Here is a 20,187-nt window from a genome sequence, read left to right as displayed (position 1 = left end):
GGAACAACAGTTCATGTAAAATGAACTGAACACTATAGACCTAAGGGGATTTTCTATGTCCCGTATTAAGAACGGACGATGAATTTTGGACAACCTCGCCGGATACAGGATCATTTTTTTGGACTAGCAGTAACCCCGTAAATATCCCAAATCTGTAAGCGTTTTAATTTTCGATTGAATAATATCATTTTTCGTTGAATAGGCAAATGTTTATATTGGATAGTTTATTCTACAATGTTAGACATTAGGTAAACTTCATGGCATAGAACACACGGGGGGTTGGACATGGCGCAAATATCCGTAGAACAGGAACCTGTTCCAAAACGGAAAAAGGACAGCTTATTGATTCGCTTTGCTAAACAATGGGATATTCAGTTAATGGTGCTTCCTGCACTCGCACTCATTTTTGTGTTTAGCTATATACCGATGTACGGTATTCTAATGGCTTTCCAGGACTATAACATTTTCAAAGGGATGGGCGAGAGCCCATGGGCTGGATTCAAGCATTTCGAAATGTTTTTTGAATCACCTGAATTTATGACGGTTATGCGAAACACGATCGTCATCAGTTTACTTAAATTTATCATTGGTTTCCCTGCACCGATTATGCTGGCGCTGATGCTGAACGAGGTTCGGCATATGTTCTTCAAGAGATTGGTGCAAACCGTCAGTTATCTACCGCACTTCCTGTCTTGGGTTATCGTTTCAGGATTTGCGATTTCTCTCTTGTCAACGGATAACGGCAGTGTGAACATTCTGCTGCAGAAGCTGAATTTGATCGAAGAACCGCTCAACTTCCTGTCCATTCCTGAGTATTTCTGGACGATACTCGTAACGACAGGGGTTTGGAAAGAGATTGGGTTCTCCTCGATTGTTTACTTGGCAGCTGTTGCCGGGGTTGACCCGCACATGTACGAAGCAGCGGACATGGATGGCGCAAGCAAATTCAGGCAGATCTTTACGATTACGCTTCCATCGATTATGCCAGTCGTTGTTATCTTTATGATTCTTGCCATTGGTAACTTGCTAACTGCGGGCTTCGAAGACATCTTGCTCTTGGCTAAGAATCCGGTATTGCGAGAGGTATCCGACGTTATCGACACGTATGTCTATCGAATAGGTATTGAAAATTCCCGATTCTCATATGCAACGGCTGTAGGCTTGTTTAAAGCGGTAATCAGCGTCATGCTTCTGACGATTGCCAACTTGATTGCACGTAAATCAGGGAACAGCTTATGGTAAAAGACCACTATGATGAAGGGAGCGGGTAATTGTGGTACGTCTAGCATTTGGTGACAAAGTGATGATGGTCATCATTTATATCTTCTTGGCATTACTGGCCTTTGTAACTTTTTATCCGTTTTGGAACGGACTTGTCATTTCATTTAACTCAGGTTCAGATACAGCAATGGGGGGCGTTACCTTCTGGCCCCGGGACTTTACATTAGAGAATTATGGGATCGTCTTTCAGGATAACAGGCTGCTGAATGGTTTCAAGATTTCGGTGCTTCGTACCGTGATCGGAACCATCTCCTCCATACTTGTAACCTCTATCTTCGCTTATGGGATGACGAAGAGCGAACTGATCGGCCGTAAGTACTACATGGTTATGTGTATTATTACGATGTATTTTGGCGGTGGCTTGATCCCATCCTTTATGCTCGTTCGCGGTTTGGGTCTGATGGATTCTTTCTGGGTGTTCATTATTCCGGGCTTGGTAAGTGTGTGGAACATGATCATCTTCCGGACGTTCTTTAACGGCCTCCCGAATGGTCTTGAAGAGTCCGCCAAAATTGACGGCTGTGGCAACTGGGGTATTTTCTTTAAGATCATTCTCCCACTGTCCGGTCCGGTAATCGCAACATTGTCATTGTTCACCGCGGTTTCGCATTGGAATGAATGGTTCTTGCCGAGTATCTACATCAATAACGAGAACTTGCTGCCAATTCAGACCATGCTTCGCCAAATATTGAACTCTAATATTATGTCTGAACAGATGAGCAATCTAGATTCGGCTTCTCAGGCCGTTCTCTCCCGGATGCAGAGTGTGACCTCCAAGTCGTTGTCCATGGCAACCATGATGGTGGCAACACTTCCGATTATTATGGTGTATCCATTCGTACAGAAGCACTTCGTTAAAGGTGTTCTGGTAGGCTCCCTGAAAGAGTAAGGGCAACAATATGTGTTGTTTGAAGCATTATGCTTTAGACATAAATATCAAGTGTAAAGACGAAAGGGGAAATTAGAGAATGAGGTTGAGAAAGAAATCGCTGACCACATCGATGACGGCTTTGCTTGCGGCAGCGCTAATGCTTTCTGCATGCGGCGGCGGCGGTGGAACCAAGACTGCTAACCCTGAGCCAGCAGGCGAAAGCGGAACTAGCACGCCTCCAACGGAGGCATCTGACAAGTTTGTGCTTGGCGAAACTCCGCTTGAGTTCAGCTTCTATGGTCATTATAACGAGTACACCATGCCTCCATGGGGGCAAGACGAATCCTCGAAATGGATTAAAGAGAATAAGAAAGTAACCGTAAATGCCATTCATTCGCAAGGTAACGCACAACAAAAATTCAATACCATGATTGCTTCCACGGAGCTTCCAGATGTTATGTGGATGGATCGCGGACCGGATGTAGAGAAATTGCGTCAAGCAGACATGCTTGTGCCTTATGACGAATATCTCGATAAATACCCTAACTTGAAGGAATGGATGGGTGAGGAAGGCCTGAACATGCTTCGTTCTCCTGACGGTAAACTGTATCAGTTCCCGAACTGGTATACGAACCAACCGAACGGTAACGCAGGGTATGTTGTTAATAAACAAATCTACCATGAGTTAGGTTCACCTAAACTGGAAACAACAGATGATTTGTACGAATACCTGAAAGCAGTTAAAGCCAAATATGGCGATAAAGTTGTTCCATTTGAACCGCACGTTCAAGGTCAAGGTATTGAAGTACTGTATTCCGCTTTTGCTGAAAATGCTCTAACGCGCTGGATCAGCATCCGCGGCGTACCTAACGGCGACAAGTTGTCTTCCATCTTTACTGATCCTATCTTCCGTGAGTCGATGCAGTATTCCGCGAAGCTGTTCCGTGAGAAGTTGATTTCTCAGGATGCTATGACTCAAACTGTAGATCAGGTTAAAGAGAAAGTGAACACGGGACGAGTTGCAGTATATGCTGCTTCAAGCCCGACTGAAAATGCAATGAACGCACATGCCGATTTGGCAGCAAAAGATCCAAACGGAGGATATTTCATGATCTGGCCGATTCATAAAGAAGGCCTGGACAAGAACAAAATCTTCCCTGGTACTTACACGCAATTGGGTTGGAACGTAAGTGTAATTACGAAGTCTGCTAAAAATCCAGAAGCGATCTTCGCATTCCTGGATTGGTACACAGGTCCTGAAGGACAAAGTGTTCTGATGTGGGGTCCTCCAGGAGGATATTGGGATGGATTTGAAGACGACGGTGTGACACCTAAATTTACTGAGAAGTATGTATCTGATGCAGCCGGTCTTAACAAGCTGCAAGCGATAACAACGAACTTGCATTGGAACGGTAACACGGTATTTATTGATACAGCAAAAGCAAAATATGAAAGCACATTGCCAGAGGAGCAGCGTAACTGGTCCACTCGTTGGCAGTATGAAGTCACTTGGAAGACTCAAGCAAATGCTACGGAATACATCAACCTCGATCCGGCCCCGGACAGCGAGGAAGGAATTATCCGTCAGCGTGTAGAGGATATCTTTACAGAATCCAGAGCGAAAGCCCTGTATGCGAAGGATGATGCCGAAGTATTGGCAATCCTCGACAAGGCGGAAGCCGATGCGCAATCTGCAGGATATGATAAACTTCTTGCATTCAAAACAACGAAATGGCAAGAAAACGTTGCAAAAATGAAAGGCCAATAATATTCTTTACTTAAAACCAAGAAGGGTATGCTGCTTATGCAGTATACCCTTATCGGAATTTATGGGGGAGATGATACCCGTGTATAAAGTGCTGCTGGCAGACGATGAAATACTGGATCTAGAGGGCATGAAGAGCTTTATTCCATGGGAAAATCTCGGAATGAAAGTGATAGACTCGGTCAATAATGGCTTCGCTGCCTGTGAGGTTCTCGAAAAGGAGAAGATCGACATCCTCGTTACCGATGTACGCATGCCGAATATGACCGGGCTTGAGCTTGCTCAGCGGGCACTGAAATTGCAGGAGGAACTCCGGATTATCTTCGTAAGCGGTTATCAGGACTTTGGTTATGTGAAGCAGGCGATTGCCTTGAATGCATGCAGTTATGTGCTAAAGCCGATGGAGGACCAAGAACTGATTGATGCGTTAACGAAGGTGAGGCTGGAGTTGGATCGTCTCCATGAACGCAAAGAGACGGAAGAAGCTTACCAGCAGATGATCCCCATCCTCAAAAATCAGTACCTCCTGCAAATTCTCCATAGGCCCTACGATGGAGCCATACTGGATATTATCAAGCGGGAGTACCGATTGACGGAGCTTCACTGGCCGGTTTGTGTCATTTTGCTAGAGCTTGATAATGTGAGCACCTGGCGAAGCAGCTTGCTCGATTCCGAGGAAAAGCTTAGTGTCATAGAGGAGTATTTCTCGAGACTGCATAAACTGCTCGAACAGAACGGCTTCGAATACATATGCAAGGTAACAGATCAGCGGACGGCCGTATTGCTTAACGGGGGCAGGGGCAAAGAAGAGATTCAATCCCTGCTTGAGGAATTGAAGCAGGAATATAACTATACGATGACGGTAGGAGAAGGAAGAGCTGCCTACCAACTGGAGCAGCTTCACACGTCGTATCAGGAGGCATTGGCCGCGCTGGACTACAAAATGTTCCGGGGCAAAGGTAAATGGATTCTGTACAGCGAGGTGCCTACCGAGGACCGTGAGGATGTAAAAAGTCTCGATATCCGTCTGGATGCCTTATTTACAGCCATGACAGAGTATGATATCGTTCGTATTTATGATGAACTGGAAGCGATTCAATTGCTTGCCTCTAATATCAGATCCAAGTTCACCATACGTAATTTAGCCGTATATATTATGGTGAAGCTCGAAGGTCATCTGCAGACGATTAATGAAGAGTTATACCGTATGGCAGGATTGGATCTCAAAAATCTTGATATTCTACTTCATTTTGAAACGATGGATGATATCTTCTCATGGCTTCGCATGAAGGCAATGGAAATTTCGGAAATGCTCAAGAACCGAAAATCAACAAAGAATGGCAGGCTGGTCGAAGAGATCATAGAAAATATCCAAGCGCGTATGCATGAGAATATCACGCTGCGAGATATGGCAAACCGGTTTTCTTTTTCACCGAATTATCTTGGGGTGCTCTTCAAGGAAGAAACCGGACATAACTTCAGCGATTATGTAATCAAGCTCCGCATGGAGCGCGCTAGAGATCTGCTCAAGACGACCAAGCTCAAAATATACGAAATTGCATCGCAAACAGGGTATCAGTATCTGCCTTATTTCAGTAGACAGTTTAAGGAAATGTATGGAATGACGCCTCTGGAATATCGGCGCAAGCACTCTTAACTTGTAAAATTCAGATTAGATGTGGGGTCAAACAGGTGATGGCAGGGAAATTCGAACGAATACGGGTCAAGATACCTTTCGGGTACAAGTTAATGATTTCGTACTGCGTGTTCATCATTATACCGGTGCTGCTTGTCGGTCAGATTGCGAATCAGGTCTTCGTAAAGTCCACTCGCGAGCAGACGTATAACAATATTCAGGGTACGCTGCATCAGATGAGCGAGAATATATCGTATAAGATGGAGGACATGATTCGGATCTCGGACATGCTTTATTTTGATACGACCTTTAACAGCCGCCTGCGGTTTACTGAAAGCGCTTGGATTAGCTACGACACAACGATTAATGTGCTGATTCCCAAGTTGGAGACCGCGGTGAGTACGGCTAACCGAAGGATCTGGTTATCGATCTACCTGCGTAATGACGACCTTAGGGAGATCTATGACAATTATTCGAATTCAGATCCACTGGATTCCAACAAACGTCTGTTTGATATTTATCAATATGACAGACTAGAGGACCGATCATGGTATAAGCTGTATCCCAAGGATGAGAATTATGGCGTAACCTTGCAATGGAAACAGATTGAAGACGATGTGAGGAACGGACGCATTTCCTTGCTGCGGCGGTTGGTGGATATCAGCTCGACCATTAAACCGCAGGAGATCGGATTCATGCGGATCAACGTCAGTATGACCGACCTGTTCGAAAGCATGGATTACAACAAGATCGGTGACGGAACGGCTTTATATTTATCGGATTCCCAAGGGCGGGTGGTTCTATCATCGGGTGGCATACAGACAACCGTCTTCAAGGAAAAAGAACTTCGCAAGAACGGTGACCTCCTCATTCGGAAGCCCATTCCCCAGCTCGGATGGGATTTGATTGCCGTTGTCCCTGCGCAAATCGTGGAGAAAGATACGGTCAAGATTCGTAATTTAACTTATCTGATCTGTCTGATTTGTATCGCTATCTTTTTTGTGGTCAGCATTTTGGTATCCAGATACTTCAGCCGCCGGGTTTCCAAAATCGTATCGGTGCTGGACTCGTTCCAGGAAGGGGAATTCCACAAGCGGGTATCCTTTAAGGGCAATGATGAATTTACGCATATTTCCTCTGCTCTGAATGATATGGGCAGCAATATCGGCAAGCTGATCAATGAGGTGTATCTGGCCGACCTTCAGAAAAAAGAAGCGGAACTGGAATCGCTGCATGCGCAGATTAATCCGCATTTTCTATACAATACCCTATCCTCCATCAGCCGCTTGGCGCGGTTTGGGATGCTGGATAAACTGCAGCGTATGGTGATGGACCTAGCGAAGTTTTATCGCCTGTCGCTTAACGATGGCCGGAATATCATCTCCGTGAAGAATGAACTGGAACAGGCTCAGGCGTATGTAGATATTCAAAAGATTAAATACGACGAACGGATGCAGGTTACTTATGATTTCGAGCCGGAAGTGGTCCGGTATGAAACCGTGAAATTGATTTTGCAGCCGTTTATCGAGAATGTGCTGGAGCATGCCTGGACCGGGGATTATATTCATGTTCGAATTACCGCCAGAGTGCTGGAAGATGTCATGGAATTTAAAATTATCGATAATGGAGTCGGGTTCCCGCCCGGCAGAGTTTTGGACAATACAGGCGGACAGGATCTAACCAATGCCGGATACGGTATTCGGAATGTGGATCAACGAATCAAACTTCACTATGGCAGCGAATATGGGGTCACGTTATTCAGCCGAGCCGGAATTGGGACAACGGCAAGAATTGCGATACCACTCGTGAAGCGAACCGTAGCGGAAGGACGCAGCAAAACATTGATGTAACAGGTAATCGACATCTCCCGATCGTGCAGGCTTGAAGAATGGGCTTGACGAGGGGAGATTTTTTCTGTATATTTACTTTATCGGATAAAAGCATAAAAGCTTAAAAGCGAACAAGCGCGAAAGCAATTATCCATCGATTGAAATTGAAATTGAAATTGAAATTGAAATTGAAATTGAAATTGAAATTGAAATTGAAAATGGAATAAATTCAGAAAGAAGGTTTTATTATGATCGTTATTACATCCAATCAAATATCAGAGGAACAAGTTCAGCATATCGTAAGCGAGATTGAGAAGGAAGGACTGCAGGCTCACGTATCGAAAGGGGCGGACCGTACCGTAATCGGGCTGATCGGCAGCGTGAACCCGAAGCTTGCGGAGCACCTTCGCCAAATGAAGGGCGTAGAGAATGTGGTTAAAATCTCCAAGTCCTACAAGCTTGCTAGTCGTGATTTTCATCCGGATGATACCGTTATTGATATTAAAGGCACCAAGATTGGCGGCGGCAATCTGGTCGTCATGGGTGGTCCATGCGCCGTGGAATCCGCACAGCAGATTGACGAGATCGCGCAGCTGGTTAAGGCAGCAGGCGGACAGGTGCTTAGAGGTGGCGCTTTTAAGCCACGTACGGGCCCATACAGCTTCCAGGGCGTTGGCGTTGAAGGTTTGATTATGATGGCGGAAGCCGGGCAAAAACATGGCCTGTTGACGATTACGGAGGTTATGACGCCCGAATACGTGGATATTTGCGCGGAATACGCCGATATTCTGCAAGTGGGAACCCGTAATATGCAAAATTTCGATTTGCTTCGGAAACTGGGTACCTGCGGTAAGCCGGTTTTGTTGAAAAGAGGTTTCAGTTCAACCTATGATGAATTCCTGAATGCAGCGGAGTACATTCTTGCCGGCGGCAATCCGAATGTCATGCTCTGTGAACGTGGAATCCGAACATTCGAAACGTACACCCGGAATACGCTGGATTTATCTGCCATCCCTGTTTTACAAGGGTTGAGCCACCTTCCGGTCATTTCTGATCCGAGCCATGGAACAGGACGACGCGAGCTTGTCGAACCGATGTCCAAGGCATCTGTGGCGGCCGGGGCAGACGGCCTTATTATTGAGATGCACACAGATCCAGATAATTCCATGACAGGCGACGGGGTTCAATCCCTGTTCCCGGATCAATTTGCCGCATTGCTTAAAGACTTGGAGCAGCTGGCCCCACTGGTAGGCAAAAGCTTTGCGACTTCCAAAGCACCTGCTTCTGAATTTGCGCGCGTATAGTAATTGATAAGCGACGTTGTACACTCGGGGATAGCGTTAAAAACATAGTTAAGGTTCGCCAGTTCCTTAAATCTAATATAAAAGACATCTGCAAAAAGCTTGCAGGTGTCTTTTTTTATTTTACATTAATTGGTTTCTGGTGTTATATAACCTAACATTGTTTTCAAAAATACCTTACATAGGTATTGACGTCAGGTTATCTCCCGGCATATAATGACGAAAAGAAATCGAAAGATTATGAACATTGTTAAGCTGTTTAAGTCTTAATGTTCGGAAATTGGGAGGAAGAGACATGTCGGTAGAGAAAGTATTGCAAACCATTAAAGAGAACAATATTGAGTGGGTCGATTTTCGTTTTGTAGACTTGTCGGGACGGGTTCATCATATTAGCTTGCCGGCTTCAGAAGTAGATGAAGAAACATTCGTGAACGGGGTAGCGTTCGATGGATCTTCTATTCCAGGATTCCGTGGCATTGAAGAATCGGATATGGTTATGATGCCTGATCCGGATTCTTGCTATATTGATCCGTTTACAGCACATTCTACGCTTAACATTATGAGCAACATCTATACACCGGAAGGTGATTCATATGAGCGTGACCCGCGCGGTATCGCAGCTCGTGCCGAGCAATACCTTCAAGAGGCCGGTATCGGAACAGCAGCATTCTTTGCACCGGAATCCGAGTTCTTCCTGTTTGATGAAGTTCGCTATGAAAGCTCCATGAACAGCTCCAGCTATTTCGTAGACTCCGAGGAAGCGCATTGGAATACGAACCGCAAGGAAGAAGGCGGCAACCTTGGTTTCAAAGTTGGCGTTAAGGGCGGATATGTTCCAGTAGCACCTGTGGATACTCAACAGGATATCCGCAGCGAAATGTGCCGATTGCTTGATGAAGCAGGACTTCGCGTTGAGCGTCACCACCATGAAGTAGCAACTGCAGGCCAAGCGGAAATCAACTTCCGTTTCGATACATTGAAGAAAACAGCTGACAATTTGTTGATCTATAAATATATCGTGCATAACACAGCGCGCCAATATGGCAAAACGGCTACGTTCATGCCGAAGCCATTGTTCGGGGATAACGGAAGCGGCATGCACGTTCACCAGTCCATTTTCGATGGTGACACCCCATTGTTCTATGAAAAAGGCGCTTATGCTAACCTGAGCCAAACAGCGATCCACTACATCGGCGGTATTCTATACCATGCGCCTGCATTGATCGCTTTGACGAATCCAAGCACCAACTCCTTCAAACGTCTGGTACCAGGCTATGAAGCACCGGTTAACCTCGTATTCTCCAAGGGCAATCGTTCTGCCGCAGTGCGGATCCCGGTTGCAGCCGTAACGCCGAAGGGCTGCCGCATCGAGTTCCGTACACCGGATTCCACGGCGAACCCTTACCTTGCATTCTCGGCCATGCTGATGGCTGGCTTGGACGGTATCAAGCGTAAAATCGATCCTACCGCACTCGGTTATGGACCATTCGATAAAAATATCTATGAATTGTCTGATGCCGAGAAGAAAGAAATTCGCAGCGTACCGGGTTCCCTGGATGAAGCTTTGGATGCACTTCAAGCAGACTATGAGTTCTTGACAGAAGGCGGCGTATTTACGCAAGAATTCCTCGAGAACTTCATCGAGTTCAAGCGTGCCGAAGCCAAAGCGGTTAACATCCGCGTTCATCCGCACGAGTACTCCCTGTACTACGACCTATAATAAATAACGTCAAAAAGCCTAGGGCATCATGCCCTGGGCTTTTTTTTGCACACATATAAAGCCTAGCTAGGTTTAGACGAGGATTATCATACCTAGGAGAATAAGAGCTGTTCTCAAAGGCAGGCATGAATAACCTTGCTCTTGGCTTAAGCAGCCCCTCACTCCCTTATCCAGCTTTACTCTTTAAAGTATCCGTAGTGATGCGTATTGCTTCCGCAAGATTCCCGAACGATGAGTTCAGGCTCTACGACAAAGGAGCTGATGGGTGATTGTTTATGGATAAGGTCATAGAGCATGAGCGCTGCCAGGCGACCGATTTTCTCTTTATTTTGCCGAATCGTCGTTAGTTTGGGAGTTGTATATTTGCACGCCTCAATATCGTCACAACCGATGATCGATACATCGTCAGGGACCTTCAGGCTATGTTCCTGAAGCGCTTGGATGGCTCCAATCGCAATCTGATCGGAGGCCGCAAAGATCGCGCGAGGAAGGGAACCAGCTTGGATCAGCCGTGTCATGGCTTTGTATCCGCTTGCCTCATGAAAATCTTCACCGCTTTGGAACCATTCCGCCCGGGCCGGAAGTCCGAAGCTATCCATGGCGTTACGATAACCGGCCTCACGCTTGTTGGAGATTTCAGACTCCTTGCTGCCTCCGATGAACCCCAAGTCTCTGAAACCTTGAAGATAGAAATGCTCCACGACCTTCGAGGACATTTTATAATTATCGGACATGATATGCCCCGACATTTCGCCGAATAGTTCAATATCGACCCCGATACACGGAATATCGCTCTCATCCAGCTCTTTAATCGAGGGCTCGATTTCCTCGCCGGATATAATGACACATCCATCCACCTGATAATGACGACATCGGCCGAGGTAGTCGGCGTCATCCCCTTGGAATTTCTCATTCGAAAAAAACAGTAGATCGTAACCGAGAACCCCCATTTGCTTCTTAAAGGAATTGAGAACTTCAACAAAAAAAGGATGAGTAAAATCGACATTCAGCTTTCCCGCAAATATGATGCCGATCAAATTCGATTTCTTGGTTGCTAATGTTTTCGCAGAATTGGAAGGGGTGTATCCCGTCTCTTTCATAATTTCCAACACGCGTGCTTTGGTCTCTTCGGATACATCACTGTAGTTGTTGATAATCTTGGAGACGGTGGATACGGATACCCCGGCCATTTTAGCGATTGTTTTGATGTTTAACGCCATGCGAAACGCCCCTTATTCTGTTTATATTATCATTTCATAATTTTCGCGAGTTTTCGTTAAGTATGACTGCTACTTGTCGTTATTCAGTACAGAAGCGAAACTGTTTCGTAAATTAGTGTATCTGCTTTAACTAGGTAAGTCAATGAAGAGAGTAGTCATGATGCTTGTAATAGAAAGGAATAAGGCTGTATCGCGTTTGATAACAAAATATTTTGGGAAAGAGAAAAAAAGCTTTGACAAACAAAATATTATGAGTAATAATAGGCCTTGCGAAACCGCTTTCGGTATATTTCGCTGAATTGCGAAAATTAATAATTATTGTTTCGTAACATCAAGATTGTACTGGGCGAGAAAAAGCGGAATGATGAATCCGGTTTCATAATGAATTGCACTTTAATTTCAGGGGGTAAGGAAATGATTAAGAAATTATCAGCAATACTATTGGCGGGTGCTCTGACTTTCTCGCTAGCGGCTTGCGGAAGCAGTGATTCAGCCGATAAAGGTACACCTTCGAAAGGTGATAAAAAGGTCATCAAAATTTTACACTGGAAACAAGATAACATCAATAAAGCGGTTGAAGAGATCAACAAGAAATTTGAAGAGAAGTATCCTGAGTATACGATAGAGTATACCACTACGGGTCCGGATGACGAATACAAGCAGGCGCAGAGAGCAAGAATCACCGCTAATGACGTCGACGTTTTGGCTGATTTATCGGGAATGAGACTTTCCCCGCAGGAATGGACACCGGGTGCGAAAGTACCAGATTGGCAGCAGTGGATTGATACGGGATTGATCGCGGATTTATCCGACCAAGCCTTCATTAAGAATTATAATGCTAACGATATTGAAAAAGCCGGAACTTATAACGATAAAGTGTATGCGATTCCAACGGGCAAGGTTGCGATGTCCGGTCTGTTCTACAATAAGGAAATCTTTGAACAGAATGGATTGAGTGTTCCGAAAACGTGGTCGGAGTTCATCAAGCTGAATGATGATCTGAAAGCCAAGGGCATTACCCCGATTGTTGTTGCAGGTAAAGACGTATGGCCTTTGAAACTCCCTGTATTCGCCCTGCAAGCCAAAATTCTGGGCGGCGGAGATCAACAGAAATGGATTGAGGGTGTTTGGAAAGGCGAGACGGCTTATAACGATGAAGAGGCAGTCGAAGTATTGGAAAAAATGAAGACGCTTCAAGACAATTACATGATTGACGGATTCATGGGGATCGATTATGCAACAGCGCCTTCCTATTTTGCAACAGGAAAAGCCGCCATGCTGGCTGATGGCTCTTGGGATGCTCCAACCGTCGCAGCAGCAAATCCGGAGCTGAAATTCGGTTACTTCCCGCTTCCGGCTACGGAGGATGCAGCCAAGAATGCCTCTTTTGTCGGCAAGTATGACGTGACCTGGTATGCAACCGAGAAGGGACCGAATAAAGAAGGAGCCCTAAAATGGCTTGAATTCTTCTCCGAGCCGGAAAATTACACGACATTCGTGAAAGCTGCCGGTTTCATCCCGACACAGGATAACATTCAGACGGAAAGCGACTTTATTGACAATGAACTGACCCCATATCTCGGAGAGTTCGAATTGGCGTACGAAATCATGATGATTAACCGTCAAAATATTGGCGAGCATTTGGCTGCAGAAGGCGTTCATACGGAATTCCTGGCACCGGGCGGTCCATACAAAACAGCAAAAGAGCTGGCTGACATTCAACAAAAAGAATGGGAAGCTGCTGCTCCGAAATAAGATTCTTCTATTATAAAGAGACCTATATAGAATGAACCATACTGTAGTCGGGGTCTGTGCAGCAGGCCCCGACATTTATTGAAATGGGATTTTGCGAGGTGAGAGAGATGTATCCATTTGGAAAAGGATTTAACCGATTCATACCCTTATTGCTGCTGCTGATACCGATGGCGCTTTACATCGTGTTTTATTTTGGACCATCGATCCTGACAGTCATCTATTCCTTTACCGATGTCAAGAACCTCCCGGGCAGCACGTACCAATTTGTCGGGCTAGATAATTATAAGGAATTATTCTTCTCGGGGAACTCAGGGGAGCGGTGGCGTTCCATCGTAAACACCCTGATCTTTATGTTCGTTGTTACGATCGTGCAGAACGGGGTCGCTCTGTTTATCGCCGTCATCATTAACCAGCGCCTGAAAGGCGATTATTTCTATCGCGCGGTATTCTTCTTGCCGGTTGTACTGGGCGTAGCTGTCGTTGCTCTGATCTGGGGGATGATGTTCGATCCGTTAAACGGACCTGTCAATCGCCTTTACGACGCTCTCTTCGGCTATCAGGACATGTTCTTTGGGAGTTTCACTCACGCGTTCGGCTATATTATTTTCGTCCAGATTTGGATGTACATGGGCTATTCCATGCTGATCTTTCTGGCTGGACTCCAATCGGTCCCTAAAGATTTATACGAGGCGGGTCATATTGACGGCACCAGCAAGTGGCAATCTTTCCGTCATATTACCTTCCCCCTGATCGCACCATCCTTCACGGTGAATATGCTGTTATCCATCATTGGCGCAATGTCTACCTTTGATATCATTTTGGCGACAACAGACGGTCGCTTCAATACAAGGACGATGGCTTACGACGTGTACAAAGAGACGTTCCGGGGAAGTTTGGAAATGGGCCTTCCTTCGGCGCTGTCTGTCGTGCAGTTCCTGATTATTCTCCTCTTTGTTGTGGTGGCTGTCAGACAGACGCGTAAGAGAGAGGTGGAGTATTGATGCGAAATTCCAAAACCACGCAAATTCTTTCTTACGCCGTCATCGGTTTGCTGCTGATTCTGTATGTCGTTCCGCTTCTGCTCGTATTCAACGTATCACTCAAATCCTTCAATGAGTATCTGCTCAATCCGATCGGGATCGTCCAGAACATGGAATGGGGCAATTATACGCAGGCATGGTCTGAGGGCAATTTCGCCGGTTATTTCGCGAACAGCTTAATTTATACGGTATCTGCGACGGTACTGACCATCATCGTGTCGTTGTTTGCGGCCTTTCCGGTCGCGCGCGGATATGTGATGTGGAGCGGCTTCATTTATATGTTCTTTTTGTTGTCCCAGTTTCTTCCGAATCCGATGGTTGCCCAGTATAAACTCATGCTGTCCTTCAAGGAGAGTGTTTCGTTTTTCGGGTATGATACCAAGCTTGGTTATATCTTGCTGAAAACGACGGGAACGGGCGTTGTGTTCATGATGTTTGTCGGCTACATCAAGTCGATTAGCCGCGATCTGGATGAGGCCGCAGGGATGGATGGTTCCGGTTATATCCGTTACCTGTTCCAGATCATTCTGCCACTGATGAAGCCGGTTATCGCAACCGGCGTCATTCTGACTGCGATTGGAATCTGGAATGATTTTGTTGGTCCGATCATGTATCTCCCGAGTCCGTCCAACTATCCTATTACGTTTGGCCTAAAGGAATTCAGGGGGCAATACGGGAATAACTGGCCGCTGCTTGCATGCGGAATTACGATCGTAGCGGCGCCATTGATCATTCTGTACACGTTCATACAGAAATATCTGGTGGACGGGGCGCTGGCCGGAGCCGTCAAATCCTAAGGCATAGAAGGGAAGAGATCGCGATATGAAATCAACAGGATGGAAGTTTGAGGGAAACCACGGGGTCTTTACGTTGCGTAATCCCGAACATCATAACTATTTATATTTCCCTTTAGTGAATGAGGCCGGCATGATGTCGGCCGTCACGCCGAATCTTCACGGTGAAATGACAAGCAGTCATAATACGTTTTTCATGTCGCCCGTATCGGTGGAGGATCTACATAATTCCAAGTCCGCACGTAACTTTTGGGTGCATATTGACGGGCATGGTGCATGGTCCGTAACCGGCAATTCAGCCAAGCAGAATGCAAACCGGTTCATGAACGAGGAAGAAGAAAGCCAATTGGCAGCCGGGTTTTTATGGCATAAGCTGACACGGATGAACGGGGAAGCCGGACTGCAAGCGGAAGTAACCAGCTTCGTTCCGGTAACGGATGACAAAATCGAGTTAATGAAAGTAACACTGACCAACGTAGGCGAGCAGACGCTAAAACTGACCCCTACCGCGGCGATCCCGCTGTATGGCCGTTCGGCAGACGACCTGCGGGACCACCGTCACGTGACATCCCTGCTTCACCGGATCTTTGTCCATCGCAAAGGAATCGAAGTCCAGCCTGCTCTCTCATTTGACGAGCGGGGTCACCGTATTAATCACGTATCCTACAGCGTCCTAGGCGCGGAAGCGGACGGTGCGGAACCGATCGGTTATTTTCCGGTGCTTGAAGAGTATATTGGGGAAGGCGGCGCGCTCGATTGGCCTGAGGCTATCATTGCCAATAAGCAAGCGGGCGCGCAGGCAGGTGACTCCTTGGAGGGATATGAGGCCATTGGAGGTCTACGGTTTGCGGGGGTTCAACTGCAGCCTGGCGAATCCAGGGCTTATGTTATGGCGATGGTCATTTCGGAAGATCGCGCCGAGACCGGAAGACTTGCCGAAACGTATTTATCGGAGAAGCGCTTTGATGAGCTGCTTGCTCAGAATGAAGCCTATTGGAATGACAAGCTGAGTACCGTATCCTTCCATACCGGCGATCAGCAGCAGGACTTGTGGATGAAATGGGTAACCTTGCAGCCGATATTGAGGCGTCTCTATGGCAACTCATTTCTTCCTTATCATGACTATGGCCGTGGAGGACGTGGATGGCGTGACCTCTGGCAGGACTGTCTGGCATTGATGATCATGGAACCATCCGAGGTCCGGTATCTGCTGCTTAATAATTATGCAGGTGTACGGATTGATGGAAGCAATGCTACAATTATTGGAACGAAGCCCGGTGAGTTTATCGCTGACCGGAACAACATACCGCGCGTATGGATGGATCACGGTGCATGGCCATTCATGACGACGCTGCTTTATTTGGATCAGAGCGGGGATTTGGATTTCCTGAAGCAGCCGCAGACCTATTTCCGCGACGTATTTGTAAGTCGGTGCAAGGAGAAGGACAGCGGATGGCTGCCTGAGCATGGGAATCTACTCTTAACCGTGAACGGTGAGGTATACGAAGGTACGATACTGGAGCACATGCTGCTGCAGAATCTGGTTCCGTTCTTTAATGTAGGTGAGCACAATAACATCAAGCTTGAGGGAGCGGACTGGAATGATGGTCTCGATCTTGCTCCGGACAGAGGCGAGAGCGTGGCCTTTACTGCGTTCTATGCAAGCAATTTGATGCAGCTTGGCGATCTGCTGCTGGCATGGCAGGACAGAGAAGGCGTTGAGTTTCTTGAAATCGCGGAGGAAATGGCTGTGCTGCTCGATTCGGTAACGGCTCCCGTCTCATATGAAGATGTGCAGGGGAAGCTGGAGCTGCTTGATCAGTATTATGAGGCTGTTAAAGTCTCCGTGACCGGAAACAAACGAAAGTTTAGCGTTGCGGAAGTTGTGAAGGATTTGAAACTGAAAGCGGACTGGATCATCCGACATTTGCGCAGCAAAGAATGGATTACAAGCCAAGAAGGATACTCGTGGTTCAACGGTTATTACAATAATGACGGAGCGCGCGTGGAAGGCGATCATCCTCTTGGCGTGCGCATGACGCTCACAGGTCAAGTCTTTGCCGTTATGGGCGGAATTGCGGACGATGAACAGGTAGGACAAATTACGAAATCGGTTGATCGGTATTTAAAAGATTCGAGCATTGGCTATCGTCTAAATTCGAACTTTGGGGAGATTCAACAAAATCTCGGGCGGGCATTCGGTTTCGCGTTCGGACATAAAGAGAATGGAGCCATGTTCAGCCATATGAGCGTCATGTACGCTAACGCTCTCTATAAGAGAGGTTTTGTCCAAGAGGGATACGAGGTATTACAATCGATTTACGATTTAAGCAATGACTTTGAACGGAGCCGCATGTATCCGGGTATTCCCGAGTACATCAACGAGAAGGGAAGAGGGATGTATCCCTATCTTACCGGGTCGGCAAGCTGGCTTTTGCTTACCATGCTGACCGAGGTTTTTGGAGTGAAAGGAAATCTGGGACATCTGCTCTTGGAGCCGAAGCTCAGTCCTTCGCAATTTGGAGCCGACGGTACTGCTGCTGTGCATACGCGGTTTGCGGGTAAACCGCTTCAGATTGTATACAGCAATCCGAAGCGATTGGATTACGGAAGTTATACGATTCAATCGGTAACGCTGAACGGCGAGAAGATTCAGCTGCGCAGTCAGAAACCGGGGGCTGCCGAATTGGATCGCAGCTTGCTGTACGCGTTATCCGAAGATGAGTGTCAACTAATTCGTGTCGAGCTTGCCTGACACACGAGCATACAACATTTCAGAAGCCCCGGCAGGCAAGTTGGCCGGGGTTTCTTCATCATGAATGGAGCGATTGTTATGGGACATCAATTAGCAAACGGACAATTGGAAGTCGATATAGCGGAAGTCGGTCGTTATCAAGGCACGCGTTTTGACCGGACCGGTTTCATTACCCAGGTCAAATTGACCGAAAGTGGTCACACATTCTGTGTTCATGAGTTTGCGGATGGGTTTAACCCTCAGGCCGGGTCCGGATTGTGCAACGAGTTTGGACTGCATGAGGGGATGGGTTATGCAAAGGCGGAAGTAGGTGGGTGGTTTCCCAAATTAGGAGTGGGCCTTCTCAAACGGGTCAGCGAGGACCCGTATCACTTTCAGTATACGTATCCGGTGGAACCTTTCAATGTGGATATCACTTCGGATGACGTGTGCATTTCATATACGATGCATCCTAGGAACGTCAAAGGGTATGCGGCAAAACTCGTTAAGAAAATCTCGATTCAGGACACGACATTGACGATAGGTTATGAGCTCTTCAATGAAGGGAGCCAAAGGATGGATACGGAGGAGTACATTCATAATTTCATAGGGATTAACGGAGAACTGGTAGGTCCAGAGTATAAACTGAAGTTACCGGTCCCTGTCCGCTTTACGGAGGTCGAATCGGATTATACCTCGGGTCTGCTGTCTGTTCAGGATAACGAAGTGGGCTGGAATGCCAGACCGGACAAGCCCTTTTATGGGAGAATGCAAGGCTTTAACGGCAGCGATTATCCTTATTCCTGGGAGCTAACGCACAGCGCCAGCAGGGCGGGAGTCAGGGAGATCAGCGATTTTCCGGTTGCGCATATGGCGCTGTGGGGGACCGACCACGTTATATCGCCAGAAGTGTTTATTCGATTAAGCCTGGCACCCGGAGAAAAGAGATCCTGGAGTAGAAAGTACCAATTCTTCTGTTGGTAGCGAGAATTCAATGTGAATAATTACACTTGAAGGTCTATGGGATTGTTGCTATGATTAGCGTTAATTAGCATTCATAGTAGAGAAAGGGTGGAGAGTCTTTTGAGCAAGAGAGCATACAATTTTAACGCAGGACCTGCTGCATTGCCGCTTGAAGTGTTGGAGCGCGCCCAGGCCGAATTCGTCAATTATGGGGATACCGGCATGTCGATTATGGAAATGTCTCATCGCGGTGCTGTATATGAAGCCGTTCATAACGAAGCGCAGGAGCGCTTGCTGTCCCTGCTGGGGAATCCATCCGGCTACAAGGTGTTGTTTATCCAAGGCGGTGCAAGCACGCAATTTGCCATGATTCCGATGAACTTCTTGGGACAAGGCCAGGTTGCGAACTATGTAATGACGGGAAGCTGGTCTGACAAGGCGATTAAAGAAGCCAAGCTGATTGGCGAAACTCATATGGCAGCCTCTTCTGAGGAGAGCAAGTACATGGCTCTGCCTAGCCTTAAGGACATTAAGCTGTCGGATCATGCAGCCTATCTCCATATGACTTCCAATGAAACGATTGAAGGCACACAGTTTAAGGAATTCCCGGATACCGGTTCGGTGCCGCTTATCTGTGATATGTCGAGCGATATCCTCAGCCGTCCGTTCGATTTGAACCAATTCGCGATGGTTTATGCGGGCGCTCAGAAGAACTTGGGGCCGTCCGGGGTTGCGGTTGTGATCGTCAGAGAGGATATGATTACAGATTCTCCTAAACATCTGCCGACTATGCTCCGTTACAATACGTATTTGAAAAATAACTCGCTGTACAACACGCCGCCGTCTTTCGGCATCTATATGATCAACGAAGTGTTGAAGTGGATTGAAGAGAAGGGCGGCCTGCAAGGCGTTCAAGAGATGAACCGCAAGAAAGCCGCACTCATCTATGATGCCATTGATCACAGCGAAGGCTTCTACCGCGGCTGCGTGAATGCAGAGGTACGTTCCGATATGAACATTACGTTCCGTCTTGCCTCTGAGGAGCTGGAGAAGGAATTCGTGAAGGCTTCGGAGCAAGCAGGCTTTGTCGGCCTGAAGGGTCATCGCAGCGTCGGCGGTTTGCGGGCTTCGGTATATAACGCCGTTCCGTATGAGAGCGCTCAGGCGCTGGTAGAATTTATGCAGCAGTTTAAGAAGAGTCACAGCTAAGATCATACAAGATTACACAATGATAACCTTCCGCCGGTTCAGCGGAAGGTTATTTCTGGATATCCCGGG

14 protein-coding genes are annotated in these 20,187 nt (G+C 46.9%); 13 read left to right on the top strand and 1 reads right to left on the bottom strand.

Annotated elements, in window-relative coordinates; all coding sequences use genetic code 11:
* Positions 1 to 285 precede the first annotated feature (285 nt).
* The 7 genes from MHH48_RS27905 (at position 286) to glnA (ending at position 10,403) form a co-directional block, all read left to right on the top strand.
* Complete coding sequence (locus MHH48_RS27905) at positions 286 to 1,242, top strand: ABC transporter permease subunit (RefSeq protein ID WP_076324468.1); 957 nt, start codon at positions 286 to 288, stop codon at positions 1,240 to 1,242.
* 31 nt (positions 1,243 to 1,273) lie between these two features.
* Entirely contained in the window at positions 1,274 to 2,170 is an 897-nt protein-coding gene (locus tag MHH48_RS27900; RefSeq protein ID WP_076324467.1) for a carbohydrate ABC transporter permease, read from the top strand.
* A 79-nt stretch (positions 2,171 to 2,249) separates the two neighbouring features.
* Positions 2,250 to 3,920, top strand: coding sequence for an extracellular solute-binding protein (locus MHH48_RS27895; protein WP_083659761.1), 1,671 nt, complete (start codon positions 2,250 to 2,252; stop codon positions 3,918 to 3,920).
* Positions 3,921 to 3,999: 79 nt separating this feature from the next.
* The gene (locus MHH48_RS27890; RefSeq protein ID WP_076324466.1) at positions 4,000 to 5,574 is read left to right on the top strand and encodes a helix-turn-helix domain-containing protein; all 1,575 of its coding nucleotides are present in this window, start codon (positions 4,000 to 4,002) and stop codon (positions 5,572 to 5,574) included.
* Between the two features lie 38 nt (positions 5,575 to 5,612).
* Positions 5,613 to 7,403: a sensor histidine kinase gene (locus tag MHH48_RS27885; RefSeq protein WP_076324465.1), complete on the top strand. Its 1,791-nt coding sequence runs from the start codon at positions 5,613 to 5,615 to the stop codon at positions 7,401 to 7,403.
* A 227-nt stretch (positions 7,404 to 7,630) separates the two neighbouring features.
* Positions 7,631 to 8,686, top strand: coding sequence for a 3-deoxy-7-phosphoheptulonate synthase (gene aroF / locus MHH48_RS27880; protein ID WP_076324464.1), 1,056 nt, complete (start codon positions 7,631 to 7,633; stop codon positions 8,684 to 8,686).
* 292 nt (positions 8,687 to 8,978) lie between these two features.
* The gene (gene glnA / locus MHH48_RS27875; protein WP_076324463.1) at positions 8,979 to 10,403 is read left to right on the top strand and encodes a type I glutamate--ammonia ligase; all 1,425 of its coding nucleotides are present in this window, start codon (positions 8,979 to 8,981) and stop codon (positions 10,401 to 10,403) included.
* 176 nt (positions 10,404 to 10,579) lie between these two features.
* Here the strand turns inward: glnA and MHH48_RS27870 are convergent, their stop codons facing one another.
* Positions 10,580 to 11,623 carry a LacI family DNA-binding transcriptional regulator gene (locus tag MHH48_RS27870; RefSeq protein ID WP_076324462.1) on the bottom strand — a complete coding sequence of 348 codons (1,044 nt, stop codon included), beginning with the start codon at positions 11,621 to 11,623 and terminating at the stop codon, positions 10,580 to 10,582.
* 414 nt (positions 11,624 to 12,037) lie between these two features.
* Here MHH48_RS27870 and MHH48_RS27865 point away from each other — a divergent pair, with 414 nt between their 5' ends.
* From MHH48_RS27865 to serC, 6 genes are all read left to right on the top strand, one after another.
* Positions 12,038 to 13,378 (top strand): extracellular solute-binding protein, encoded by a 1,341-nt coding sequence (locus MHH48_RS27865; protein WP_076324461.1) that lies wholly within the window; start codon positions 12,038 to 12,040, stop codon positions 13,376 to 13,378.
* 107 nt (positions 13,379 to 13,485) lie between these two features.
* Positions 13,486 to 14,379, top strand: coding sequence for a sugar ABC transporter permease (locus tag MHH48_RS27860; protein ID WP_076324460.1), 894 nt, complete (start codon positions 13,486 to 13,488; stop codon positions 14,377 to 14,379).
* Positions 14,379 to 15,215 carry a carbohydrate ABC transporter permease gene (locus MHH48_RS27855; protein ID WP_076324459.1) on the top strand — a complete coding sequence of 279 codons (837 nt, stop codon included), beginning with the start codon at positions 14,379 to 14,381 and terminating at the stop codon, positions 15,213 to 15,215. The genes MHH48_RS27860 and MHH48_RS27855 overlap by 1 nt, the downstream gene beginning before the upstream one ends.
* A gap of 25 nt (positions 15,216 to 15,240) precedes the next feature.
* A complete protein-coding gene (locus MHH48_RS27850) occupies positions 15,241 to 17,967 on the top strand; it encodes a cellobiose phosphorylase (RefSeq protein WP_076324458.1) in 2,727 nt (908 codons plus the stop codon).
* A 78-nt stretch (positions 17,968 to 18,045) separates the two neighbouring features.
* Positions 18,046 to 18,930: a hypothetical protein gene (locus tag MHH48_RS27845; RefSeq protein WP_076324457.1), complete on the top strand. Its 885-nt coding sequence runs from the start codon at positions 18,046 to 18,048 to the stop codon at positions 18,928 to 18,930.
* Between the two features lie 99 nt (positions 18,931 to 19,029).
* A complete protein-coding gene (gene serC, locus MHH48_RS27840) occupies positions 19,030 to 20,118 on the top strand; it encodes a 3-phosphoserine/phosphohydroxythreonine transaminase (protein WP_076324456.1) in 1,089 nt (362 codons plus the stop codon).
* Positions 20,119 to 20,187 lie beyond the last annotated feature (69 nt).

The sequence above is a fragment of the Paenibacillus sp. FSL F4-0100 genome (genome assembly GCF_037993005.1).
Taxonomy (GTDB): Bacteria; Bacillota; Bacilli; order Paenibacillales; family Paenibacillaceae; genus Paenibacillus_AQ.
Note: the sequence above shows the minus strand (reverse complement) of the source record. Positions and strands in the feature narration are given on the sequence as shown.

Coding starts and splice junctions, on each gene's coding strand:
- MHH48_RS27905 (WP_076324468.1), top strand. CDS start 286: ATGGCGCAAATATCCGTAGAACAGGAACCTGTTCCAAAACGGAAAAAG.
- glnA (WP_076324463.1), top strand. CDS start 8,979: ATGTCGGTAGAGAAAGTATTGCAAACCATTAAAGAGAACAATATTGAG.
- MHH48_RS27895 (WP_083659761.1), top strand. CDS start 2,250: ATGAGGTTGAGAAAGAAATCGCTGACCACATCGATGACGGCTTTGCTT.
- MHH48_RS27855 (WP_076324459.1), top strand. CDS start 14,379: ATGCGAAATTCCAAAACCACGCAAATTCTTTCTTACGCCGTCATCGGT.
- MHH48_RS27885 (WP_076324465.1), top strand. CDS start 5,613: ATGGCAGGGAAATTCGAACGAATACGGGTCAAGATACCTTTCGGGTAC.
- MHH48_RS27860 (WP_076324460.1), top strand. CDS start 13,486: ATGTATCCATTTGGAAAAGGATTTAACCGATTCATACCCTTATTGCTG.
- MHH48_RS27845 (WP_076324457.1), top strand. CDS start 18,046: ATGGGACATCAATTAGCAAACGGACAATTGGAAGTCGATATAGCGGAA.
- MHH48_RS27870 (WP_076324462.1), bottom strand. CDS start 11,623: ATGGCGTTAAACATCAAAACAATCGCTAAAATGGCCGGGGTATCCGTA.
- aroF (WP_076324464.1), top strand. CDS start 7,631: ATGATCGTTATTACATCCAATCAAATATCAGAGGAACAAGTTCAGCAT.
- MHH48_RS27865 (WP_076324461.1), top strand. CDS start 12,038: ATGATTAAGAAATTATCAGCAATACTATTGGCGGGTGCTCTGACTTTC.
- MHH48_RS27850 (WP_076324458.1), top strand. CDS start 15,241: ATGAAATCAACAGGATGGAAGTTTGAGGGAAACCACGGGGTCTTTACG.